We start from the raw sequence: 25,994 nt of genomic DNA on the forward strand, positions 1-25,994 counted from the left end.
ATCTCGGTTAGAATTACAAATACTTTAGTACTAAAACCCATAGCTTGCACAATCTGTTGTAAACTCATTGCTAGCAAATTTAGGATAAAGAGATATATTCTTGTATTCATACTTTTCAAAAAGCCCTTTTTCGTCATACAACATCTGTACAACGGGCATATACGTTTTTTTATCAATATACACAATTACCTTTTTTGCATAGGCATTGGGTACGGTTAAGGTGGTTCCCTTTTTGATTGTTCGAGTATAAGAAAGGCGATTTTTTTCTTTCATTAAAAAATCAGAAGCAACAATTCTACGAGAAAGTTGCATTAAGTTCTGATCTCGTTTGGTTGTATAAGAAATATACTTAAACTCCGTAGGTGGTACAATATAGATTTTATAACAAGAACGTCCTTCATAGGTTACATCTCCTTTATAGGTATACAAAGAGCTCTTTTCTTTGCCTGCTTTTTCTACAGTCGATTCAAAACCATTTAGCAAGGTATTAACAAAGCCCAAACCAGCATCATCTACCGTGTGATGGTTTTCGGCAACTACCTTTGAATCATAAACACTTAAACTTACGTTAATCCAAGGGAAACCATTGGGATTGATGTATCCTTTGTTGTTGTTCCAGCCAACAACATAAAGCAATTCTACTCCCTTCTCTAGATCTTTCATATAAACCTTTTTAGGGCTTTCTTGCATATGAAATTTCATTTTCTTATAAACGTACTTATCTCCAAACCGCTCTTTTGAGTGTAGTTCAAAAGAAGATTTATTGATTTTACTAATTGCAGTGCGCATTTTCCCAATAATGGTCACAGCATCCTGCGCTGAAACAGAAACAATAGAACAAAAGGAAAGTAAGAGAATGGAAGAGAATGATTTCATTATTTGATTAAGTATGTTAGACGTTAACAACCTGCTATTTTTGATTTTTACAACAACTACTATTTAACTAAAAAAGCAATTGTCATACATTGACACAGGTCATTGATTTATTGAATTAATTAAAATTAAACCATTCTAAAAAACCGACAGAATGGTTGGTTTGTTCTTATAAAATACAAATACAATACCAACCCTTTTAAAACTTAAAAACAAGGTATTGTACTCCACTAATAATAAACCTATTACAGCCTATATTCATTTAAATCAAACGAGTCTAGATAAAGCAAGTAAGTGCGCATTCATCAATTGGGTACACTTACTTGCTTCTAGTGGTTATAAATTATTTTCGAAGAACTATTTTTCGAGGTATTACCTGATCTCCAACTCTCAATTGCAGCAAATAAACGCCCTCAGATTGGTTGGTTAAATCAACTTGTCTATTATAATCGCCCTCAAAACCTTGTATCTGTTCTGTATAAACGGTTCTTCCCAAGACATCACTAAGTACAAGTTCAACATTTTCCTCCAAACCATTTAGTTGAAACTGAACATGGACAAAATTTGAAGTTGGATTAGGGTAAACCAATAAAGAACGATCTACTTTATTAATATAACTAATTGGAACATTGCAATAACGAACCAATACACTATCTACATAAGTAATGGTATCGATATAATGAGAGATGGTCACCTCTACTGTCATAGATCCGCTTGTCAACGTATGTACCCCTGCCCCCAATGAAGCACTCAAAGACATAGGACCACTGCCACAAGGATCATCATTATCCAATGGACCTAAGGCACTGTCATCATCCCATATTTCCAAACTATAAGTTTGTCCTGCACTCAATTCAATTGGACCAGGAAATACCATGGTGTCTCTTGGGTATTCGTTGTTTTGAGTATTCCCTATTAAGGCAAAATTAGGGTCTGTATTAATGGTATCTCCTCCTCCTATCAGAACAATATACATATCGGGAGCACCAGGAATTACAAGAGGAGCAATCCCTACATCGTCATTACAACTATTGCCAGGATCTGTAGCAACAACAATTGATTCTAACAAATAAGGAAAAGTGTCAATCACAACCTGCTGCTCAATTGCTACTGTTGTATCTGAAGTCATATTGAAGTCATACCATACCGTGTCAGGGTTCTCTAAGGTTGATGTATCCCCATTGTTAAAATCCCAGAAGTAAGAAAACCCAGGATTCCCATTACTTGGAACAAGGTTGTTAATCACAACGCCAAATGGTGCACAGCCTGCTGAGGTATCCACGGTAAAAGAAGCATTTGTATCTGGAAAAACAGTAAATTCTAAAGGAATTGGAGGTGAAGGGAAAACAAAACCACTAATTTGAATTTCTAAATTAACATTCACAATAAAAACCCCTGAAGCACCAGGAGTTCCACAGAGTGTAATACAACCATCTCGAGTCTGTGGAGCCGCCTCATTATAAGTCATAGGAGCAGGTCGATCACCTATCCAAGAAAGCCCAGGAGGCAAACCTGTAACGCTTAACACTTTAAAATGATCAATTGTTAATCCTGCTGGGACATTGGTACCTGGAGGCGCTACAGCCGCTAAAGGATCTGTTGTATAAGGCAGACGATAGCTCATTGATTCTTCATAGTAGGCATTCTTGTAGGCCGCAGGCAAAGAGTCAACAACAATTGTATCCGCAGGAATTCCAGCAGGCAAGTTGATCGTACAGTTAGGGCACTGTGCGCTAAGGCTGTTTAGCCCCATTATCCCCAAGCTTAATAGCAACAAACAAGTTAAAAACAAGTTATTGTTCTTCATTCTTTCTTTTTTTAGGTAAGGAAGTTGTTTAATTTTTCTATTGCTTTCCTTAAAAATTTTAAACCACTTCAAAATGTATAATTAACCAACCTATTATCTATCCATTATAAACCTGCATCTTATATAAAGAGTCTTTTTAGAGGCTTTATCCCTATTCAGAACATCAAATAATAGCATAAATCTCCAAAAATTGTACAATAAAAGACATCAACTGCATTCGTCATTATCATAAACTGCGCAGCAATCCTATCGTAAACCAAGTTCATACAATAATTGAGTTTGTGCTAATGACGATTAATAGATAGTAGGTTATCCATTGTGCAAAATAAGTTTTTTTTTATTCTTTTGCAATCCTTTTTAACTATTTGGTCAACCCGCAAGCAAGATTGTAATTACCGTTAGCAATTTTTTTCTTGTTTTTCTTATAAAAACGGGGGGCTACAACCTAAGTAGCTATAAGCAACAGAGTATTACTTATAGTCTCTTAGGCTTAACCATTAATTTGTTTGTTTTTTTTACCTTTGGTAATCCGATTGATTAATCAACCAACAACCTCTGTGCTTGGCTATTGTGACCATCTGTCAATTCAATAAAGTACATTCCTGATGCAAAATCACGAATTGGGATTGTTGTCGTAAAATCCCCCAAAACATTGCCTAATGTTTGGCTATGTACACATTCTCCTAAAGTATTAAATACCTTAATGCTCAAATCTATGGTCTTGCTGGTTGTAAAATAAACAGTTACAGCAGCAGCCTTGGCAGGATTAGGGTACAACATAAACAAAGACACATCACTTAAGGTTCTTACTACCAATGGATGATCTACAATATAACTATATCTTTTGGCTCTATTAATTCCATAAGGAAGAAAGTCAACGGTTCCCAATCCGCCACAATCAGAAGAGATTAAGTTGCCATTATCATTTAATAATTCTAGTGTTTCAACAATTGTTTTTACAGAAGCTTGCCCATCTCCAAATGCTTCAAAAATTGGCAAGGCTTCTTCCAAATTATTAAAATCATTTGCCGTATAAATTCCTTTATTATTGAGGCTGTCACAAAGCCCAGCTAAAAAAGGAGCATTGGCTGCTGTAGCGATAAGCGAAAATACCCCACAACAAGGCTGCCCTCCATTATCACCATTCAACAAAGAATCCATTAAAACTTCCAACGTTCCCAAATCATATCCTATGGCTACTAAATCAAAAGTATCGCCAACAGCAAGCTGTATTCCATAACGAGATTTATCCATTGGCATAAAAATACCATCTACATCTGCTCCTATCACAACCTCTGCTCCTGTGGTGTCCATTTGGCCTTGATTATCCAATGCGACCGTCCCTCTTTTGGTAATAAGATACTCTACATTTGGCAAATCAGCCGAAGCATTTACCGTCAAAACAGGAGTGGGAGTATTTTGATTGCTTTCAATTGGTGTTCCGTGTACCCCAACAGCCAATTCGGGAGCAACCGTTGTTCCCAAACAGCATAAATCAACCATGTTTCCGATTTGGTAACCATATCGTTTATTCGGGTGAATGCCATACGGGATAAAATTATTAGCTCCTACTCCCCCACAATCTGCCGAAATAAAGGTTCCATTTGTATTTAACAATTGAAAAATAGAAATAATAGACTCAACTGACAATTGCCCATCTACAAAAACGCCTAAAACCACAAGTACTTCTTCAAAAGAAGTAACGTCCGAACCTGTATAAATACCTGCATTATTAAGCGTGTCACAGAAGCCTGCTAGAGAAGGTTGTTGCAAGGCTATACTCAATAGTGTGAATAAATCGCAACAAGGAGAAGATCCACTATAACCATTCAACAAAGAATCCGTTAGTTGTTGCACAATTGCCAAATCATAACCAATAGCAATAAGATCAAGTGTATCTCCTACAGAAAAATCGATATTATATCGAGTGATATTGGTTGGAATAAAGGTACCATCTGCATCTGTTCCCAACACCACATCACCACCTCCGCCAGTGGTATCTGGTTGCCCTTGATTGTTGAGTGCGGCTGTTCCTCTTTTGGTAATAAGATACTCTACGTTGGGCAAATCAGACGAGGCACTGATGGCTAAAGTAGGAGGAATTGTATTTTGATTTAAGCCGACTACTCCTGTATTTAAATTAACCATTACTTCTGGAGCGACTGTTGAATTTAAACAACATTTGTTTTGGGCAAATAAACCGTTTATTAACAATAGGATTAGGCTCAGACCTATTAATAGTGGTTTAGTTTTCATGAATATTCGTGTTTTGTTGCGATATGTTCTACATCAAATTACTAGAGACTTACATATCTTTATAAAAAAATAATTTCATTACTCAGCTAAAGTAATGAAATTATTTTTTTGTAATTGCTCAACAAAACAATTTAACAAAATATCGATTCTTAATCCACCAATAATTTGTGTGTTTGGCTGCTGTGACCATCTGTTAATTCAACAAAGTACATTCCTGATGAAAGATCACGAACAGGGATTGTAGTATTAAAGTCACCAGAAACATTACCCAATGTTTGGCTGTGTACACGCTGCCCTAAAGCATCAAATACGTTAATGTTTAAATCTACTGTTTTGCTGGTTGTAAAATAAACATTTACAATAGCAGTATTAGCAGGATTAGGATACAACATAAACAAAGATACATCGCTCAATTTTTTAACAGCAATGGTTCCTTCTCTATCATAACCATATTGAGCAGTTCTATTAATACCATAAGGAACAAAATTAACTTGTCCTGTACCAATTCCTCCACAATCTCCAGAGATGAAATTACCATTTTCATTAATAATAGCCAAAGTTGAAATTACGGTTCCCAAAGAAGTTTGCCCTTTTGAAAATACATCAAAAATCGCCAAAACCTCGTTCATACCGTGAATATCTGAAGAATTATAAATCCCTGCATTATTAACACTATCGCAGAATCCTGCAATAGCAGGCTCTTGCAAAGCAATAGACATCAACCCAAAAAGTTCACAACAAGGTTTACTTCCAGAGTACCCATTCAATAAAGAATCGGCAAGTGTTCTAATGATAGCAATATCATAACCTACGGCTGTTAAATCAAACGTATCGCCAGCATTAAGTGTTACCCCATAACGATTCATATCATCTGGCATAAAAATACCATCTATATCCGCACCAATAATGACATCACCACCACCACCAGTAGTATCTGGCGTTCCAAGGTTGTTTAAAGCGGGTGTGTTTCTTTTTGTTACTATATATTCTACCGTTGGTAAGTCCACAGAAGCATTGGTAGCTAATACAGGTGCAGGAGTGTTAGCATTTCCCGCAATTTGGTTGGCAGAATGAAAACCTGTTGTAATTTCAGGAGCAACCGTTGACGCTCCACAACAAGTTTGACCATAACTTGTTGATGCCATCAATCCCAAACATGCAGCAAACAAAGTAGCTAGTTTTTTCATAAGAAAAATTCTTTTTTTTAATTGATATAATAGGTTATTTTTTAGAGATTTTAGGTTCAGAGCCTAGCAAAAATAGTAGTTTTTATTTGATAAAACAACAATCCTTTAACAATTATTTCACAGTTCGGCGGTTAGGTAGAATAAAATATTGAGCTTTTCAAAAAATATACTTTACCTCCAAAATGCTGTCTGATTGAATCATTTTTTTATTGGTTTATAACTCAGGGAGTAAAATCAAAAAGAAATAAATTTATCTTTAAAGATATCCTGCCCTTCTAATAAAAGGTTTTGTGAAAATTATATTTTTTATAAAATTTTCTCTTTCTTAAAAAAAGCAATAAATTCTCACAATAACTAATTTATGGTTTAACTTAAAAGTTAAATCATAGGCAAGCAGCACTTCACCTTAATTATTTAATAGCTCTATTCGATCTATTTTTATTCTCCTAATTCAAGCAAAAAAGGACTTATCTATCTATACTTTTGAAACACCTTGACAGAGTATATTTAAATATTCGCTTGCAAAACACAAATATTGTACTATTTTTACTTGATTTTAGCATCAAAAATTTTATTCAGAAGAAGAAAGAGTCCCATTTTAGAAACATACTATTAATTTATATTCAATTCAATTAATAACAAAGACTTATGAAAAGACAATCCCTATTATATTGGTTATTTAGTTTAACCTTAATTTTGATGAGTTCAATTGCTTGGGGGCAGGGAACAATCAAAGGAATTTTAATGGATTCTATAGAAAATGAGCCAATGCTAGGTGCAGAAATCCGTATCAACGATACGGAGGGAAATTTTGTAACGGGTGGTGCTTCGGATTTTGTAGAGGGAGCCTATGAAATAGCGGTAGCTGCTGGCACCTATGATCTATCCTGTAGTTATATGGGCTATTCAACAGTTACCAAAAGAATTACTATAAAAAATGGCGAAACCTTAAGCCTAAACATCAATATGGCTGAAGAGGTCAATGTATTAAAAGTAGTCACCAAAACGGCATCAAGATTTGAAACCTCCGTTGGTAAATCTTCGATTTCTATTGATGTAGTAAAACCAGATTTGGTAGACAACACCAATGCAACAAAAGTGGATGAAGTCGTAGATAAAATACCAGGTGTTGCCGTTGTTGATGGGCAAGCCAATATTCGTGGAGGTTCTGGCTTTTCTTATGGCGCAGGTAGTCGAGTATTGCTATTGGTAGATGACTTGCCTCTATTGACGGGGGATGCTGGACAGCCCAACTGGCGTGATATTCCTGTTGAAAACATCTCTCAAATTGAGGTGGTCAAGGGAGCAGCTTCAGCGCTTTATGGTTCATCTGCTCTAAATGGAATTATCAACATCCGTACTGCTTATGCCAAAAACAAGCCTGTCACTAAGGTATCTGTTTTTCAAACTTCTTTTTTAGATCCAAAACGTGTTGAGACAGCTTGGTGGAAAAGAGACTCACTAGAAGTTTGGGATGCAGCAGATAACGACCCGAATGATGCTGATACCATAACCCCTGCCCTTTTGTCTGGGCGCAATGGTTATCGAAAGCCTATAGAGATGGGAGTACAATTTGCTCATAGACATAAAATCGGCAAATTTGACTTAACATTGGGTGGTAATTATTTTTATCAAGATTCTTATAGAGCGGGTTCCTATGAGCGTAAATTCCGTTTTAACGCCAATACACGTTATCGCTTTAATACAAAAGTCAACGCAGGGATAAATTTAAACTTTAATCATGGTTTATCTTCTAGCTTTTTCTTGTGGAATAATACAGGAATCTGGTTTGGTGGTTTCAGAGGCGAAAACAATGCTAACCATATCTATGAACCATTGGCGGGAAGTATTACAGAATCAACCATTACTCGTTTTAATGTAGATCCTTTCTTAACTGCTTATGACAAAAAGGAAGGTCGCCATAGATTACAAACACGTTATTATTATGTAAATAATCAAAATGGTCAAAATCAGTCTAACTTATCCCACTTGGCTTATGGAGAATATCAATACCAAAGAAAATTCTCTATTAATTCTGCTTTCTTTGGCGATTTCAAACTTGTAGCAGGAGCTGTTGGAACCTATACTTTTTCTCGCTCTCAATTATTTGGAAACGCAGATTACAACATTACAAATGGAGGGCTTTATGTACAGGGTGAGCAAGGTTTCTTCAAAGAAAAAAACTCCGAGAACACAAAGCTTAATGTTACATTTGGCATTCGTTGGGAAGTATTTAATATCCAAAGCCCTGATTCTATCCAGGTAGATGCAAGAGATGGGGTTTTGGTTAAGAATCCTGAAGTAAATTCTATCGACAGTACAGGAATACCAAGACCTCGATTCCGTATTGGTCTTAACTATGAACTTACGCCTTTTACCTTTGTGCGAGCATCTTGGGGAGAAGGTTATCGCTACCCTACTATTGCAGAGCGTTATATTACAACTCAAATTGGTAGCGGAAGTCAGAAGTTAGCTATTCTCGCCAATCCTCGATTAAAACCTGAATCGGGCTGGTCGGCAGAAATTGGCATCAAGCAGGGTTTTAAAATTGGGAATTGGAAAGGTTTTGCCGATTTATCTGGTTTCTGGACAGAATACCAAGATATGATGGAATTTACCTTTGGAGGCGGAGATCCAGCGGCAACAGATGCTCAGAATATTTTCTTTCAATCCATCAATGTAGATGATACCCGAATTAGAGGCTTTGAATTTAGTTTAATGGGTTCTGGCAATATTGGCCCTGTTAGCATGAATGTTTTGGCAGGTTATACCTTCATTGCTCCAGAATTTCAAAACTGGGATCAAGACACAGTTATTCAAACCTTGTCCACTTCCAATTACAATATTCTAAAATATCGTAATGTCCACAACTTTAAATTTGATGTTGAAGCTTTCTTCTTAAAAAACAAAGCCTTGTCTGTTGGTTTTTCTTTAAACTACAACAGCAGGATGGAAAATATCGACAAAGCATTCGAAGATATTGTTTATATACTTCCTGGAGATGATGATTTATTTGGTATTGGCTACTATAGAGACAATTACAATAATGGCGAATTTCTTAATCTAGGTGCTCGGATTGGTTATCGCCATGCTTTCAAAAATAGCGATGACAAGGAAATTGCAGCCGTTAAGTTATCCCTTGTTGGCAAAAATTTATTAAATCAAGAATATATGATTCGCCCAGCATTGGTCGATGCGCCTGCTAATATTACGGTTCGATTAGATGTTGAATTTTAACTCCGTTTAAAACCAAATCTAAATTAGAGCTTTTCTCAGAAGCCTTTTGTTGTTGCAACAAAAGGCTTCTTTTTTTTCATCCCCTACCCCCAAAAAACAATGGAATACAACAAGTTGTATTTTAAAAAATAAGGTTTTCTTGCTTAAATCATTTTAGTTCTTTATTTTTGACACACAATTACTATTTCCCCTTTTTAATACGTTTTTTTGAAATTTAAAAGTGTTTTCTGTTTTTCGAACACCACTAATAATATCTAATTGTTTAACTATGCAAAGTCCCAAAATTATTGGTAAATAACCAACCACTCTTCTATTTATTTTTTGACCATTCAAATACTAACAACCCGTTGGAGGAACCATTTACGCCCTTATTGGTTTCTTATGCAATTCATAAATTTTTCCAGCAAGTTTTTAGGATCAAATAAAAATACTTATTCCCCCGTTGTAGATTTTGGTGCCAATATCAATTGGATTAAGTCTATCGAAATTGAAAAGCTACATGAGACTAAAGTTTTTAACTTGGCTATTACTTTTACTATCCTCAACTATTAGTTATTCCCAAGATTATGTCTACGAAGAAAGACAAAAAAAGCGAATGCAATATATTCCTCGCTATCCAATTGAAGTTGGGCTTCATTTGGGTACAACACAATTTTTGGGCGACTTAGGAGGTACCAGTAGTGCGGGGCAAGGTTTTATTGCGGATACTGATTTTTTAAGTATTCGATCCTCTTTTGGTCTTTTTAGTCGTTACAATATGGGTGGACACTTTTCATTTCGATTAGAAATGTCTTATATTAATCTCGCAGGAAACGACAAATTTGCAGGCAAAGATTTTTCTTCGACTAAATTCGGTTCTGAAGATGGATGGTTTAGGTATTATCGCAACTTGCACGTTCATACCCATGTATTTGAACTCAGTAATAGTTGTCAGTTTATTCCGTATAATTTTAAACTAACAGGTAGTCGCTATACCAATTCAAAGCAAAATGTCCTTTCTCCCTATTTCGTTTTGGGAGCTGGTTTTATTGTTTTTAGCCCACAAGCAAAATACGATGGAAAATGGGTAGATCTTAAACCCTTAAGCACGGAGGGACAAGGAATCATAGCGGGCAAAGATCCCTATAGTTCTGTTCAATTTATCATCCCTACTGGTTTTGGCATTCAATGGGAACACAATCACGATTGGTTGTTATCCATAGAAATTAGCCACCGTTTTACGTTTACCGATTACTTGGATGATGTCTCAACAGATTATGTCCACCCTTCTATTTTTGCGGATCACTTTAGCCCCGAAAAAGCAGCCCTTGCTACAGCCCTCGCTCGCCGATCGCAAGAACAAGATCCCCAAGATATTTATGGTTATATCACTGCACCAGGAGCACAGCGTGGAGATCCTAAAAACAATGATGCTTATTATACCATCGCTGTTCGCTTTGCAATTTATTTAAAAAAGTCTAGACCTTTGGCCTTAGTTAAAGATTATTGAGTTGTTCTTAAATGTTATTACTCTGCTAAGCTGCCGTGTAATCTTGAGTTGAATTTATGCCAATGGTAATAACTACACAAGGACAGCTATCTAGCAATAATTTCTATTACCCCAATAACTTACTCTCCTCCAAAGTGCTATCAAAAATAGGGAAATTAAATAATAGCCTCCTCTACAATCCGAGAAAAAACTAAGCACTTTTTAGTATTTTTGCCTTCCAACAACATTGTTACATCTGCCAAACTTAAATACATTCTTGTGAATTTTCAATACAACAATCAATCTTATACCATAAAACGGTATCCGCTCAGCAATAATTCTTCTTTACAAGCTTGGAGTGCAGCAGATGAACACCTACTAAAATACATAGAGCACTTACCACAAGCTAATACAAATGTTACCATTATCAATGATCGATTTGGCTTTTTGAGTTGTTTGTTGCATCCCTACCAACCGAATACAATTTGGACGAATAAATCGCACCAAAAAGCAACCGAATACAATTTAAGGAACAATAATATTGCGCCCTCCAACATTACATTTCAAACCATTCTATCTCCTGATTTGGGCATAACGGATGTTGGTTTCTTAAAAATTCCCAAATCCCTAGCCCTTTTTCGACTATTTCTTTATCAATTGTCTCAAAGTGCCAACAAAAACACGATCGTATATTGTAGCTTTATGACTCGGCATTTTAGCCCTAAAATATTACGTATTGCAGAAGATTTTTTTGAGCATATCGAACAAAGCAAGGCTTGGAAAAAGTCAAGAGTTCTTTTGTTAAAGCAACCCAAAGCACATCAAATAGAAACGCTAACGCACAAAATTAATTGGGAACAAGAGGTCTTTCATCAATATTTTGGCGTGTTTTCGGCTGGGCACATAGATTATGCTAGCCAATTTTTGATTCACAACCTACCACCTGTTTCTTCTTATAAACGAGTGTTAGATTTAGCCTCTGGCAACGGAATACTTGCCGCAAGTATTCGCAAAAGAAACCCTACCTGCGAATTGCACTTATTAGATGATTTTTTCTTAGCGGTAGAATCCTCCAAATTAAATCTAGAACAGAATAATACATTTTTTCATAATAATGACAACCTAGAACACTTCCCAGCCAACCATTTTGACTGCATTATATCGAACCCTCCTTTTCATTTTGAACACGAAGTTAATATTGACATTTCGCTGTCTTTATTTAAAGAAGTAAGACGATCTTTAGCGCCCAATGGGCACTTTATTTTAGTTGCAAACAAGCATCTTAACTACAAAACACATCTAGATTTGCTATTTCCTAAGGTATTTATCATCAAAGAGAATAAAAAATTTGTTGTTTACCAATGTAATATTTCAGTATAACATATATGTAAATCAACAACTACATTAAAGGTATGGCTTGTAATTAAGTGTACTATTTTACGCCATTCAAAAAACAGCCTGACGACTTAACAACATTACGTTTTTTTATAAAAAAATAAGTATAACAAACAAATTTTTAAATAAAAAAATCAGAAGTTTTATTTCTATACTTTTTATTTTTTTTATCTTTAAGCGTCCCATTCATTAATACAATAATAACAATTTAAGATTTTCCATCTCCCCCTAACACTTAAATTGTTTCCCAAATTACAAATACATGTGATCAATATTGATCCAATAAAACAGCCCACAATGAATGATGATTTCAATGAGGAGTCTCTCTTTGATAATTTAAAAATCAAGCACCTTGCTAATCTATTTCCAGATGCAATTTTATTGATGAACCTTAATGATGGCTTAATTTATTATGCCAATAAAGCTGCTGCAAGCTTAACGGGGTTTGATGTCACCGAATTAAAAGGTAGCTTTATTGCCAAATTATATCCAGAAATTATTTCTTCGGAAAAATTTTATAAAATAGCTGATAAATCCATTAAAGACCCACTCGTTCTTCTAGAAATTGACCTAGAAAGAAAGGATGGAACCTCTATTCCTACAGAAACTAATTTAAGTTATTCCTACGATCAAAAATATATTCTTTTTGTTATTCGGGACAAATCTTTACACAAGCAAAAAACGACTATTTTACAACAAATTCAAAATGAGTTAAAACAAAAAAACAAAGCACTAGAAGAGAGCAATTTGGAACACCAACGATTGAATGCAATTATCAATGCTATTGACGAAGGTGCTCAAAAGAAAATAGGAGAATCCTATTTTAAAACAATTGTTAAGCTCCTTAATAAAAGTTTGGATGCTGATAGTACTTTTATTGCCGAAGTGAATAAAGATCGGCAGCAGGCTAAAACCTTATACTGGTTTAACAAAATTGAACAGTTAGAAAATATAGTTTATGATTTGAAGTATACTCCCTGCAATGATTTGTCAAATTATAAGACCTGCATATACCCTGACAATATACAAGAAGCCTTTCCTCTAGATCTTTTTCTAAAAGAAGAAAACATCGTTGGTTATTTAGGAGTTCCCATTTATCAAGAAGGGGAGCAGGAGAAATCTCTTATTTTGGTTTCTTTATTCAAAACACCAATACAAAGACCCAGCGAAAAAATAAAGATTCTCAATATTTTTAGCCAAAGAATTAAAAATGAACTAGTTAGAACTCAGCTAACATTGGATTTAGAAAAGCAAAATGAAAATGTTTCTGAGAAAAAAATGCTCCTAAAAGAAATTCATCACCGAGTAAAAAACAACTTGCAGGTCATTACTAGCTTATTGAGTTTGCAATCTAGTTTCTTGAAAGATGAGCAGACCAAAGAAATATTTAAGTCTAGCCAATATAGAATTAATGCGATGGCAATGGTACATGAAATGCTTTATCAATCCAATGAAATTTCTAAAATAAACTACAAGGATTATTTAGAGAAATTGGTCAATAATCTTGTTCGAGTAATGCAAAAAGACCACTGCCCTATAGAAGTTATTGTTGATTCGCCTGGTGTGCAACTCAATATAGATACTGCTATTCCTTTAGGCTTATTAATTAATGAAGTAGTTACCAACTCTCTAAAATATGGTTTTCAAGGACGTACTTCAGGAAAAATAACACTTACCTTAACCGCCTTAGAAGCTACTAACTTTTGTTTAACGATAGGTGATAATGGTGTTGGTTTCCCAAGCAATTTTGATTTTGACAATATAAAATCTCTTGGACTAAAATTAATCAAAAGATTGTCTGTACAATTAAGAGGAAAGTTAGAACGTGCTTCTAATAAAGTTGGCACGCACTATATTTTACATTTCAAAGAGATTGAGCAAAAATCTTAACCTTGCTTTAAATAATCAACCTTTGCAAGATCGACAAACAAACACTATTCATTACGAACAACATACACTATTTATTAATTATAATACATAATTGTCATTTTTGCGACCAGAAAAACAATTCACCCCCACCCTACTGGCAATCAAACCAATACGATTTTATATAGATCAATACGACAAAAAAGCAATCTATTAATTACGTATACTGATTAATATTAATTAAATTGGAGGTAGACGAATCATCTCCCCTATAAAAATGAACACTAACCTAAAGTAAGAATGGAAGGAAAAAAAATTTTTATCGTTGAAGACGATATGATCATTCAGATGTTTATTGAACGAATCCTAGGCAACTTAGGATTGGACATCATTGGTGAGGCTCGAACTGGAGATGAGACACTTGCCTTTCTAGAAACCAATCGCCCTGATTTTATTTTGATGGATATTGGTCTTGCAGGAAACAAAGATGGCATCGAAACTGCTGAAATTATTAATCAAAAATATCAAATTCCCATTATTTTTTTAACGGGGAATTCTGATAAACCCACTTTGGCTAGAGCACAAAAAACCCGCCCAATTGGATTTATCAACAAACCCATTGATGAAGCAAGCCTAAAAAGTGTGATGAAAAAATATTTTAAGGACTAAATCGCTCTAAAACAGTGTAAGGAATCAAAAATAAGGGGTTATTGGCTTATTTTTTTTCATTCTTGGTACAATAGCTAATCCTACACTTGGAACAAAACGTTGTGTTGAGAAATCATAGTCAACTTTGGGTTCTATTTTCATACTCAAATCATCGTCTATATCAAAACGCATAAGGTGAGCATCAACAAAAGCATCTATAATTGTTAATCCATAAAAGACCGTCAATCCCAACACAAAAAGCTCTGCTGTTTCCTGAGCATTATCTCTATAAATCTTTAATTCATTTGCCGTTGCGGTAGGTGTAGAAGGACATACATAGGTAGTGTTAGGATTGTCATCTACTGCATGTAAATAAGCCCTTTTAAAACAACCATAGTCGATATAATTACTCACTGTAAAATACCCTAAAGCCCCCAAGCCGCCATATACAATAGGCAATTTCCAGAAACGACGGTTATAAATTTGACCTAGTCCTGGAACTAAAGCTAAAAGAGTCGCTGCTTTGGCATTGTGTTTTTTAGGGAGCGTACTAAGGAATTTTTCTCTGCGAGCTGCTTTTTTAGCCCTTCTTTTTCTTGCCAAATTTTCTCGTAAAAACTCGGCATCTTCAATGGTGCCTCCCAAGCTTTCTTTGACGGTTGAATCTTTTTGTGCATAAGCTGAATTGTTTTTGATAACAAATAATAAAAACACCAATCCAAATATTCTTGTAAACACAAGGACTTTTGAATCGACAAATTTTGATTGGTTGAGGCTAAGCATTTATTCTCTCTTTTTTTTAAAATTAGCACTCAACAAAGAAACGGAAAAGTATTCAATTGCTGTTAAAGATTAACATTCTTTAATACAAAAAGCATCGTTCTACTTTTCCTGTGTTTTTACAACACAACTCCACAAAAAAAAGTTCGCCTTATCTAGATTAGTGTCTTAACAACATCTAAGGCCTTGACAATATGTTCTTTTGCTTTAAAATCTGCTTGATAATGTTTTATTAGTTTTCCCTTGGCATCAAAGATGTAAGTAACTCGCCCTGATAGCAGCCCAAAAACGCCTTTAGGAACGGCAAATAATTGGCGCACCTCATCTTTTTCATCGCTCAAAATATCAAACGGAAGTTGGTATTCTGTGGCAAACTTGCGATGTGAAGCGACACTATTGTGACTAATTCCTATAATCCGAACATCTAAGCTTTCAAAATCATTAAATCGATTTCTAAAAGAACAAGCTTGTGCTGTACAAATGCGTGTATAATCACTAGGGTAAAAATAAATTACGACTGGACTACCAATCCAATCTTGACTAGTTATCAATTCATTATTTTGGTTTCTTAACGAAAACGCTGGTAATTGGTCTCCTATTTCCATCCCTTTTATTTTTTTGACTTAACATTAGCAGTCCGAAAGTTACTTTTTGTTGCTCCTAAAAGCTAACAAATGGGTTGGTTTTTAGTTTATCTTATCCAAGTTATTGAGCAAAAGATTTCATTGCTTATCTTATACTATCCTCAAACCATCTTTGTTTCGTCAATTTGCTAATGAATCCAATGATTTTTTTTATCATCTTCCAATAAATATCATTATATTGAGGGCATTATTATGAAGTTGTTTGCTAAAAATTAGCAAATGGCTGTATTATATAAAATGCTTTGTATGATCGTCTATTATTCGACAAAGCTAAAATAAATTAAGAAAGAGATATGGGAAGAGCGTTTGAATATCGCAAAGCACGCAAAATGAAGCGTTGGGGACAAATGGCAAAAGTATTCACCAAAATTGGTCGTGAGATTGCCTTAGCTATCAAACAAGGTGGTCCTGATCCTGATGGAAACCCCAAATTGCGCTTGGCGATCCAAAATGCAAAAGTGGCCAACATGCCTAAAAAAAATGTTGAAGCAGCGATCCAAAGAGCGTCATCCAAAGATGCAGAAAACTTAGAGGAAATTGTATACGAAGGCTATGGTCCTCATGGCGTTCCCTTCATCGTTGAATGCCTAACCAATAATACGACTCGTACTGTTGCCAATGTCCGTTTTTATTTCTCCAAAGAAAAGGGCTCTCTAGGGACAACGGGTTCGGTTAACTTTATGTTTGATCGCAAGGGAGAATTTATTTTTGAGCTGGGCGAACTAGACATGGACGAATTGGAATTAGAATTAATTGATGGTGGTGCTGATGAAATTGAAATTTCAGAAGGTAAAGTATATGTTTATACTGCTTATGAAGATTTTGGTGCCATGCAAGCTGCTTTAGAAAACCTCAAAATTGAAGTGGAAGAAGCTTCTTTACAACGTTTCCCACAAGTAACCAAGGAGTTATCAGAAGCTGAACGAGAAGACATTGAACGCTTGATTGAGCGTTTTGAAGATGATGAAGATGTACAAAAAGTCTTCCATGGAATGGCTTAGAATGCTGCTCTTTTCAGCATTAACGATATACGATATAACCTGAACAACTAGTAATTCTTGCTAGTTGTTCAGATTTACAGATAAGCGCATCATTATTAATATGCTCAAAGAATTACTAGAAGAAAAGGTTCAAGAATTTAATCAGACATCATTTATCTCAAATGATCCCATTAGTTTGCCGCATCAATTTACTCAACTTCAAGACATAGAAATCATTGGCTTTTGGGTCGCTATGTTGGCTTGGGGCAGACGAACTATGATTATTAATAGTGGTAAAAAATTGATTGAGTTAATGGATGGGGCTCCTCATGATTTTATTGTCAATCATCAAGAAAAAGATAGAGCACGTTTTCTATCCTTCAAGCACCGAACATTTCAGCCGCTAGATACGCTTTATTTTTTAGAATTTTTGCAAGCTTATTACCAAAAAAACACTTCTTTAGAACTAGCTTTTAGCCAACATATTAATGCTGAAGATGAGACCATAGAAAAGGCATTAATTGGCTTCCATGATTTGTTTTTTTCCTTGCCTGATGCCCCTCATCGTACTCGTAAACATATTGCTACACCCAAACGAAAGTCAACTTGTAAACGGCTTTGTATGTTTTTAAGATGGATGGTCAGAAAGGACAACAAGGGGGTAGATTTTGGACTTTGGAACCATATTTCGCCTAGCCAACTACTCATGCCACTCGATGTTCATGTAGATAGAATTGGTCGTCGTTATGGTTTAATTCAACGCAAACAGACGGATTGGAAAACAGTGTTAGAACTAACCAATAATCTGCGTCAATTTGATCCCTTAGACCCTGTTAAATTTGATTTTGCCTTATTTGGAATTGGTGTCTTAGAAAAAGACAGTTGGGCTTAAAATTGCCTGTCTATTGCTAAGGTATCTTCTTGCCCATCATAAATAGAATCGGTAACACAAACGATCTCTATATCCCAATCTTTTTCCTTCCAATCAATAGTAGAATAATCTACCTGAAAAGGAATACTTAATTGTTGAAAAAAATAGGTTGCTTTTGGAATTCTAACATTCCCCAACATTGGCAGTGCTAAGGCAATATCTTTGGGGCTATTTTTTAAGGCAAGCGAATCTGATTCTGCCGAATAAGCCATTTGTGCATGGATTGCAGAAGTAGAAAACAAGAGGACGATTAAAAAGGCTAAATGTTTCATTAAGATAGGATATTTGATGCTCAAATAATTTTTAGTACGAACAACCGTAGCCAATAGCAATATTAATCTACGGAGTATTAGTTACTAATACCTCTTAATAATAATTTCGTGCCAAAAGACCTCAATAAATGGTGTAAAAGGCAAAATTGCTTTTTACACCACCTGTCGATATTAGCGTTGAAGCAAAAAATCTCTTAACTTAGTAGTTGCTCGCCCCCTATGACTAATTTTATCTTTCTCGGCAGCGGTCATCTCTGCAAAGCTTTGATCAGACTCTATAGGTAAAAAAACAGGATCATAACCAAAACCTCCCTCGCCTCTTCTTTCTTTCAGGATATTTCCTTCAACAATTCCCTCAAAAGTATATTCTTTGCCGTCAATGATAAGTGCAATAACGGTTTTAAATTGAGCGGTTCTATCTTCTTTGCCCGTTAATTCTTTTAATAGCTTATTAATGTTGTCATCTGGATTCTTGGCAGGACCACCATAACGAGCGGTATAAACTCCAGGAGCTCCATTTAAAGCCGATACTTGTAGACCTGTATCTTCCGAAAAACAGTTCATTCCATATTTTTGATAAACATACCGTGCTTTTTGCAATGCATTTCCCTCTATAGTAGGCTGTGTTTCTGGAATATCCTCTGTACAACCAATATCATCCAAGGACAAGAAGTCATACTGCGCACCCATTATTTGTTGAATTTCTCTTACTTTGTTCTGATTTCCAGTTGCAAACACCAACTTGCTCATTATATTATAGTCTAATTAATTAAATTGAAAATGATTTCATTATAGCTCTAGCACTAGCATTACTTTTGCAAATTCTCCTTCCACTAGCGAGCTGCTTAATTTTTATTTAAGGCTAATTCTTTTAACTCATTAGAAACATCTTCTCCTAGATAACGATCAATTAAGTTGTGAATAAAATATAAAATAGGGATAAATAAAATGGCAACTAATACCTTATAGATGTAATTGGCTGTACCTATTGAGAAAAGCATTTCCATTGACCAATCTGCTCCCAAAACAAAAGCGATATAAAGCACTAAGTAGCTATCAATTAACTGCGAAACCATTGTTGAGACGGTAGCTCTTATCCAAATTCTATTATTTCCTGTTTGCTTTTTTACTCCCCTAAACACAATAGCATCTACAATTTGCCCAACCAAAAAAGCTACTAAGGAGCCAACAATAATCCACATTCCTTGCCCAAATACTCCCCTAAAAGCAGCTTGCATATCAGGAATTCCTTTGTTCGTGTAACCTTCCACCCACCAATCAGCTGGCGCCAAACCAATGGCTGCAAAAATCATAACAAAAGCATAAGCGATCAAACTTGCGGCCAAAACCGATAAGAAACGAACGCCACTTACTCCAAAATATTCATTAATAACATCTGTCATAATAAATACCACTGGCCAAAGTAAAACCCCTGCTGTAAAATTGAGCGGGCCATCTCCTCCCATTGGATCCAAGCCTAAAGGCGCTATTCCTAAAGAGCCCTCCAAGGAAAAAATCTTTACGCCTATGAATTCTGCAATAAAAGCATTTGCCAAAAAGAAACCACCTAGGATAAAGAACAAGCGATTACTCTTGAACTCCGTCACTCGCTTGGTAGAATCATCTAGTGATTCTTCCTTGGGCGCTGTCTGATCTAGTATTTGTTTGTCTTCTTCTATTTTCATTTACATTCTGTCTTTAGCACTTCTCTTTTAAGGCAACATAATATTAGAGGGTTCAAAAATTTGAGGAGAAATAATAGTTATTATAAGGACAAACTACTTTTAGTATTGGTTCATTGACAAATTGTGTGCTACTAATATAGGCTAAGGTGAAATTATTCGATTCGGGGATATTAATACCTAGACCACGTTGTTGTTAGATCCAATCCCCAAACGGCATAATTAAGACCGTTAATTAAAATTTCCACACGATTTGTCAAAGAACGTTATTTTTTAATTAAAACATTAAATACACTTTGTAAAAACTGTTGGAGTGTATTATCTAGCTCCTATAAAAAAGGAGTTTAGGTATAATTTGAGGGAATATTTATTCACAGCAATTGTTTGATTTCTTATCACTTTAATATTAAAAAAATACAGATAAAACCAACCTTTTCATGCGAACTAATGTCAATTTAACCAAAAAAAATATCATTTTAGCATTAAAGTATAAACTTTGTTTGATTCATTAAAAAAAAAATCAAAATAACAACCTATGATTAAGCTAGGAATTACGGGAGGATTATGTTCTCCTGACCCTAATCGAAATGTTTTTTCAACAAAACAGTTGTGTTATATAGAATCTGATTTTGCCAATTATTGGGCTTCTTTTGGGGTGATGCCAATACTTATTCCCAACCTTTCAATAGAAACGTTGCCTTCTTTTTTAGCTCAACTCGACGGACTTGTCTTGATGGGAGGAACCGATATTGCGCCGTCTCAATACAATGAGGCTCCAATTGGGAAATGGCAAGGTGACGCACTACGGGACAACTATGAGTTAACGATTCTTGATTGGTGTTTCAAACAGGATTATCCTATTCTTGGGATTTGTAGAGGTTTTCAACTTTTAAATGTTTATTTTGGAGGAACATTATATCAAGACCTTGAAACTCAACAACCAAGCAAGGTTAAACATAGAGATCCCTTAACTTATGATCTAAACCTCCATCCGATCAACTTAATTCAAGGAGAACTCTTAGATCAACTAAAAATGAACCGTTTATCAACAACCGTAAATTCCATTCACCACCAAGGAATCAAAAAATTAGCTCCTAATCTGACAGCTATTGCTGCTGCCGAAGATGGTTTAATAGAAGCATTTTATCACCATCAGAAACCCAAAGGCAAAATTATCGGTTTTCAATGGCATCCTGAGTTTTTTGTCCACGCTCAAGAAACACTGCTAAATGATCGCCCAGTTATAGAGCATTTTTTATCCTTCTGTTCTTCTAAATACCTAAACCCTAGTTTTGTCAAATAATCGACATTGCTCTAATATGGGGCGTTTTTTATCTAAAAAAAACCTATCCCATAGCTACTATCGTTAATATCTATTTAATTTTAGATTCACTTTTCCTAATACTCAAAATTCTTTATTATTTTTGATCTTTTAAAATAATCATTACTCTGTGGGGTTACGTAGTAAACACGGACGATTCTTATCTCCTAAAGGAGTAAGTAGCAAGGTAGCTAAATTTATTGCCAACTTGAGCCCCCATCCTACTAACTTCAATCGTGTAAGTTATATAGATGGTGTACCGTATAGCCTTATAATAAAACGATATAATTTTATCTTATAAACATCAAAGTTTGAAAAAATCACATTATACCTTAATTCTTGCGCTTTCTGTTTTAATCTTAGATCAAGCCCTCAAAATCTGGGTTAAACTCAACATGCCCTTGGGCGATTACTTTGAAGTTTTGGGGTTAAGTTGGTTCCACATCCACTTTATAGAAAATCCAGGTATGGCATTTGGCATTGAATGGGGAGGCGAATATGGGAAATTAGCACTAAGCCTATTTCGTATTGTTGCCATTTCCTTTATTGCATATATGCTTTATAAATTAGTCAAACAAAATGCCTCTTTTGTTGTTCTCACTAGTATTACCCTGATTTTTGCAGGAGCAGTGGGCAATATCTTAGATTCTGTTTTTTATGGGATTTGTTTCTCTCAAAGCACTGCTATCGAAGTGGCTACCTTTATGCCCGAAGCAGGCGGTTATACTAGTTTTTTGCACGGCAAAGTAGTCGATATGTTCTATTTTCCTTTAATTGATTCCACTTTTCCTAGTTGGTTCCCTATTTGGGGAGGCAGACCACTGCGTTTCTTTGAATTTATTTTTAATATTGCAGATGCTTCTGTATTTATTGGTACAGCAATTATTTTTGTATTCTACAAAGATTTCTTTAAAAAAGAAGAAGAACTCATCAACTCAGAGGCATCTAACGACCCCTTAGCAAAAGAAAACTATTCGGTCAGCGACTAATTTTTTAGTTTTTATTTCTATCCAATATATTTTGTTCTTTTTTTAAACTCATAAAGCACAGCAGCAATTGAAACGGTCTCATTTTGTTATCGGTCTTATTTTTTTAGTCTTACTAATTGATCAAGTACTCAAAATTTGGGTAAAACTAAATATGCCATTGGGGGAATCCTTTAAGGTCTTGGGCTTAGATTGGTTCCACATCCATTTTACAGAGAATAAAGGAATGGCTTTTGGGATTGAGTTTGGCGGGAATTATGGCAAGTTAATTTTAAGTTTATTCCGTATTGGTGTTGTCTCCTTTATCGCCTATTTCCTAGTCAAATTAATCCGAAAGAAGGCAAGTTTTTTATTATTAGCTTGCATTGCGTTAATTTTTTCAGGAGCAGTTGGCAATATTCTAGACTCTATTTTTTATGGCGTTTGTTTCTCTGATAGTGGCACCTTTCACAATCCCCGTCTAGCTACCTTTATGCCAGCAGAAGGAGGTTATGCAGGCGTGTTGTATGGCAAAGTAGTTGATATGCTTTATTTCCCATTAATTGAAGGGTTTTGGCCCGAATGGGTTCCTTGGGTGGGTGGAAAATATTTTATGTTCTTCCAGCCTATTTTTAATATTGCAGATAGTGCCATTAGTCTTGGTGTTTTTATGGCGATTATATTCTATCGTCGTTTCCAAAAAGAATTAGAACCTGCTACCACTACTACTAATGGATTGGCAACAACAATGGCTAGTTCACCTGCTTCAGAACCCATAGAAAAAGACGAAGAGAAGGCTTAAATAGGGTGATTCAGTAGTAAAACAAAAACACATTTTAATAATTTCATTAAATTATAAAGTGTTATTTATTAAACCATAGAAGTAAAACTAATTGTTTCTTTTTAATGAAGTGAATATTGAAAGTTTTAATCTAGCCCCCATTTTAGAGGCAAAATCGCAAAAGTGGGGTAATCAATACCTGTTGTTCTTTTTGCATTGCCCAAAAAGAACCAAAAACGCTAGGACTGGATGACTTCTTGGACAAAGTATCTTCTTAAAAGCTTAGGCTTTCAGAAACTCGCTTCGCTCAGACACCTGAAAACCTTATTTTTCCACAGGAAAAATAACAGCTTTCTGCGGCGTACTTTGTTCCCAATCAGTCATATGCCCCCAAAAAAACTCTAAAAATGGGTTATGTGATGCTTAGAAAATGATTCAAAGAAAACTCATTGCCAAACGTCTCGTTGCAAAAATAGTGGCAAATATACTAGGACAAATACATTTCTTTTACTCCTGAAAGTCCCTAAATAAGTAGCAAAATTAATGCGATATACGCCAAGCAAAATAAACGTTTGTAAACATTAATTTTGCTTGGTTAAGTTAATCCCCATAAATTACACAATTCATCTATTCTTCAAAAAGCAATTTAAGCATTGGTAAGATGGTTTGAACCCTATTTTTATCCAAATCAACCTGAAAAGTTGAGGGCTGTTTAATATGACCATTCTTAACTAATTCCAACATTTTTTGGCGTTCTGCTGGAGCAAAAGTAGCAAAGGTACGGCGCAAGGCGGGCAACATCTGTTGAAACTCCTCATCCTTTAAATTATTGACCCAATCATCAACAATTTCCCAAAGTGTAGGATTGTGAATTAGCAAGAGCCCACTACCATGCAAAAAGCCCTCTAACCAACTGCTAGACACCAAAATGGCCACACTTCTAGATAAGGCATAGCCCATTATATCAACGACCTGCTCCATCTTTAGAATTTCGTGGTCCAATAGCATACGAGCAGCAGCTCCTCTTATTTTTCCATCAATGCGTTCTTGCTCAACAATTCGAGCCAACATTTCTTGCCAATTAGAAAGGTGTTTCTCATCATCGAGTAACAACAACGATTTATTAACCGATAATAACTGATCAAACATTTCCTGACTAGCATTCTCATCCAAAGAAGAACAAGCGTTTGGCAGAGAAATGCAAATTCTAGGAATCATCTTTTGCAACAAAGCATCTACCATCCCAATCTCTGTATTTCGAACATCGCCATAACGATAAATCCGAACCAAAGGGGGCAATGCCCTCATCAAATGATTAATGTCCTTGGTAATTGCAGCTAAGTTTCTTAGTTCTTGCACCAAATCATTCATGGCCGTTGGCAAATTTGCATGAATGACTTTTTCTAGCAATTGAGTTAATTCTGTCAATGTTTCAGCGGATGCAGATTGATTGATTACCCAATTAACAGCAGCTTGTTCAATGGTGTTTCCCCACATCCCTGCCTCAATAATTTGCAAGGCAAACTCAGGTCGCCATTCCATCTTCCAATATTCATTTTTGGTGCTTAGCTCCCTTCCTGTTGCCGCATCTGGAATGCCCCATCGGATCGACAAAAGATTGAGTCGATGCAAAAATTGGCTCTGTCTTAAATCGTGTTCTTGCCTTAGATCCAAGCCTCCTTTGGGCTTATTGGCAGTGGCTTTTAGCCAAGTTGCTTCTGTTTTTTTATACTTTTTTAGTTTTAAAGCTTTGATTTTTAGCTCTAGATCTTGTTGCAATGGAATAATAGGAATCGTATCGGGAACTTCTCCCATTTTATCACCAACAACTAATTTTTGCCGAATTAAATCCAATTGGCTACGATAGCCCCCTGAAAAAATAGTTAAAACAGCCTCTGACAACTCATCAATTCCTGGCATTTCAAGCCCACGTAAAGCAGCCAATGTTTCTGCCAAACGGACAGCTTCTATAGCATGAGCAGAACTTGTTTCTAAATCCTCTTGCTTAAACAACTGTGACACATTTGCCATCCATTGAATCGTTGCATTTTCTCGATTATAAAACAATAGTTCGTACCAAGCTGGCGATAATACTCCTGCTCCATAACCACTTGAAGTAGCAATTCTATCATAAGTCCATGGAATCCATGTAGCTTTGGTTTTAATTTTTGGAATTCCCTTAAGTAAGGCGTTATCGTCCTTTGTTTTATAAGCCTTCAAATCGTCTAAGGCAGGAGTATGCCAAGCGCCACAAACCACAGCAATTCGCTCATAGCCCCCTTTAATTGTTTTGCGTAATATTTTGCGCATATAAGCCTCCCGAATCAAGTTGTACGCCTGTCCTATATTTCCTACTTCCGCTCTTAGTGTTTTCATCAGGTTCAATATCGTTTCAAAAACATCTTCATCCCCTTCTCCTTGTTCGAACATCGCTTCCCACCAACGTTCACTATCTCGATACCCTGCCAAGTTAGCCATATAACCTAAAGGGTCTTTAACGATTTCATCCACTTCATTATCCCCCTCTGTTTCCAACGTTTTTAATGCTGTCAATCGATCGGGAACCTCCTCTAGCCCCAAACGCATAGACTGTGGCAGATCCATTTGCACCACAGGAATATTGTGCTGTCCTGCAAACAAAAAAGTTTGCCACTCTGGCGAGAAGTCGGTATAAGGATAATAAACGGCCTGTTGTAAATTCTTAGGATTATAAATTAAAGCTGCAACGGGAGCCTTTAGCCCTTCATCCATTACATAAGGCAATAATGTTGTTAATTCCTCTGCCCCTTCAATCAAAATCACATCAGGTTGATATGATGTTAATGTCTTAATTAAACTTTTGGACGATCCTGGCCCATGATGCCTTATTCCTAATAATTTTATTTCCATTCTTAAAATACA

General features: G+C 35.6%; 20 protein-coding genes. 10 read left to right on the plus strand and 10 right to left on the minus strand.

The annotated features are described in order from the left end of the window. Positions 1-30 precede the first annotated feature (30 nt). The 4 genes from AsAng_RS11155 to AsAng_RS11170 all read right to left on the minus strand — a co-directional run bounded on the left by AsAng_RS11155 (position 31) and on the right by AsAng_RS11170 (position 6,123). Positions 31-876: a DUF1571 domain-containing protein gene (locus tag AsAng_RS11155; protein WP_264792862.1), complete on the minus strand. Its 846-nt coding sequence runs from the start codon at positions 874-876 to the stop codon at positions 31-33. A 340-nt stretch (positions 877-1,216) separates the two neighbouring features. Further along, positions 1,217-2,680, minus strand: a complete 1,464-nt coding sequence (locus AsAng_RS11160) for a T9SS type A sorting domain-containing protein (protein ID WP_264792863.1) — start codon at positions 2,678-2,680, stop codon at positions 1,217-1,219. A gap of 537 nt (positions 2,681-3,217) precedes the next feature. Beyond that, positions 3,218-4,936 (minus strand): T9SS type A sorting domain-containing protein, encoded by a 1,719-nt coding sequence (locus tag AsAng_RS11165; protein ID WP_264792864.1) that lies wholly within the window; start codon positions 4,934-4,936, stop codon positions 3,218-3,220. A 149-nt stretch (positions 4,937-5,085) separates the two neighbouring features. Further along, the gene (locus tag AsAng_RS11170) at positions 5,086-6,123 is read right to left on the minus strand and encodes a T9SS type A sorting domain-containing protein (protein WP_264792865.1); all 1,038 of its coding nucleotides are present in this window, start codon (positions 6,121-6,123) and stop codon (positions 5,086-5,088) included. A 648-nt stretch (positions 6,124-6,771) separates the two neighbouring features. Between AsAng_RS11170 and AsAng_RS11175 the strand changes: the two genes are divergently transcribed. The 5 genes from AsAng_RS11175 (at position 6,772) to AsAng_RS11195 (ending at position 14,758) form a co-directional block, all read left to right on the plus strand. After that, complete coding sequence (locus tag AsAng_RS11175) at positions 6,772-9,360, plus strand: TonB-dependent receptor (protein ID WP_264792866.1); 2,589 nt, start codon at positions 6,772-6,774, stop codon at positions 9,358-9,360. Between the two features lie 595 nt (positions 9,361-9,955). After that, entirely contained in the window at positions 9,956-10,849 is an 894-nt protein-coding gene (locus tag AsAng_RS11180) for a DUF6089 family protein (protein WP_264792867.1), read from the plus strand. Positions 10,850-11,107: 258 nt separating this feature from the next. Next, positions 11,108-12,208, plus strand: a complete 1,101-nt coding sequence (locus tag AsAng_RS11185) for a class I SAM-dependent methyltransferase (protein ID WP_264792868.1) — start codon at positions 11,108-11,110, stop codon at positions 12,206-12,208. Positions 12,209-12,520: 312 nt separating this feature from the next. Continuing rightward, complete coding sequence (locus AsAng_RS11190; RefSeq protein WP_264792869.1) at positions 12,521-14,113, plus strand: PAS domain-containing sensor histidine kinase; 1,593 nt, start codon at positions 12,521-12,523, stop codon at positions 14,111-14,113. A gap of 276 nt (positions 14,114-14,389) precedes the next feature. Next, complete coding sequence (locus AsAng_RS11195) at positions 14,390-14,758, plus strand: response regulator (RefSeq protein WP_264792870.1); 369 nt, start codon at positions 14,390-14,392, stop codon at positions 14,756-14,758. A 24-nt stretch (positions 14,759-14,782) separates the two neighbouring features. Here the strand turns inward: AsAng_RS11195 and AsAng_RS11200 are convergent, their stop codons facing one another. Both AsAng_RS11200 and AsAng_RS11205 read right to left on the minus strand, forming a co-directional pair. Beyond that, complete coding sequence (locus AsAng_RS11200; RefSeq protein ID WP_264792871.1) at positions 14,783-15,475, minus strand: DUF5683 domain-containing protein; 693 nt, start codon at positions 15,473-15,475, stop codon at positions 14,783-14,785. A gap of 197 nt (positions 15,476-15,672) precedes the next feature. Continuing rightward, positions 15,673-16,122, minus strand: coding sequence for a peroxiredoxin (locus tag AsAng_RS11205; protein ID WP_264792872.1), 450 nt, complete (start codon positions 16,120-16,122; stop codon positions 15,673-15,675). Between the two features lie 332 nt (positions 16,123-16,454). On the opposite strand from AsAng_RS11205, the gene AsAng_RS11210 reads away from it, so the two are divergent. Then, the gene (locus tag AsAng_RS11210) at positions 16,455-17,162 is read left to right on the plus strand and encodes a YebC/PmpR family DNA-binding transcriptional regulator (protein WP_264792873.1); all 708 of its coding nucleotides are present in this window, start codon (positions 16,455-16,457) and stop codon (positions 17,160-17,162) included. Between the two features lie 100 nt (positions 17,163-17,262). Continuing rightward, the gene (locus AsAng_RS11215) at positions 17,263-18,033 is read left to right on the plus strand and encodes a TIGR02757 family protein (RefSeq protein ID WP_264792874.1); all 771 of its coding nucleotides are present in this window, start codon (positions 17,263-17,265) and stop codon (positions 18,031-18,033) included. Here AsAng_RS11215 and AsAng_RS11220 read toward each other — a convergent pair. The 3 genes from AsAng_RS11220 to AsAng_RS11230 form a co-directional block, all read right to left on the minus strand. Next, the gene (locus tag AsAng_RS11220) at positions 18,030-18,344 is read right to left on the minus strand and encodes a hypothetical protein (RefSeq protein ID WP_264792875.1); all 315 of its coding nucleotides are present in this window, start codon (positions 18,342-18,344) and stop codon (positions 18,030-18,032) included. The two genes, AsAng_RS11215 and AsAng_RS11220, sit on opposite strands and share 4 nt — an antisense overlap. A 171-nt stretch (positions 18,345-18,515) precedes the next feature. Continuing rightward, positions 18,516-19,094, minus strand: a complete 579-nt coding sequence (locus AsAng_RS11225) for a non-canonical purine NTP diphosphatase (RefSeq protein WP_264792876.1) — start codon at positions 19,092-19,094, stop codon at positions 18,516-18,518. A 95-nt stretch (positions 19,095-19,189) separates the two neighbouring features. Then, the gene (locus AsAng_RS11230) at positions 19,190-20,029 is read right to left on the minus strand and encodes a queuosine precursor transporter (RefSeq protein WP_264792877.1); all 840 of its coding nucleotides are present in this window, start codon (positions 20,027-20,029) and stop codon (positions 19,190-19,192) included. A 532-nt stretch (positions 20,030-20,561) separates the two neighbouring features. On the opposite strand from AsAng_RS11230, the gene AsAng_RS11235 reads away from it, so the two are divergent. From AsAng_RS11235 to AsAng_RS11245, 3 genes are all read left to right on the plus strand, one after another. Beyond that, positions 20,562-21,329 carry a gamma-glutamyl-gamma-aminobutyrate hydrolase family protein gene (locus AsAng_RS11235; RefSeq protein ID WP_264792878.1) on the plus strand — a complete coding sequence of 256 codons (768 nt, stop codon included), beginning with the start codon at positions 20,562-20,564 and terminating at the stop codon, positions 21,327-21,329. Positions 21,330-21,658: 329 nt separating this feature from the next. Further along, a complete protein-coding gene (locus AsAng_RS11240) occupies positions 21,659-22,336 on the plus strand; it encodes a lipoprotein signal peptidase (protein ID WP_264792879.1) in 678 nt (225 codons plus the stop codon). Between the two features lie 67 nt (positions 22,337-22,403). Further along, positions 22,404-23,114: a lipoprotein signal peptidase gene (locus tag AsAng_RS11245; RefSeq protein ID WP_264792880.1), complete on the plus strand. Its 711-nt coding sequence runs from the start codon at positions 22,404-22,406 to the stop codon at positions 23,112-23,114. Positions 23,115-23,720: 606 nt separating this feature from the next. On the opposite strand, the gene AsAng_RS11250 is transcribed toward AsAng_RS11245, so the two are convergent. Then, on the minus strand, positions 23,721-25,982 hold the full coding sequence (locus AsAng_RS11250) for a DUF5682 family protein (protein WP_264792881.1): 2,262 nt from the start codon (positions 25,980-25,982) through the stop codon (positions 23,721-23,723). Positions 25,983-25,994 lie beyond the last annotated feature (12 nt).

Source organism: Aureispira anguillae, assembly GCF_026000115.1.
GTDB classification, from domain to species: Bacteria; Bacteroidota; Bacteroidia; order Chitinophagales; family Saprospiraceae; genus Aureispira; species Aureispira anguillae.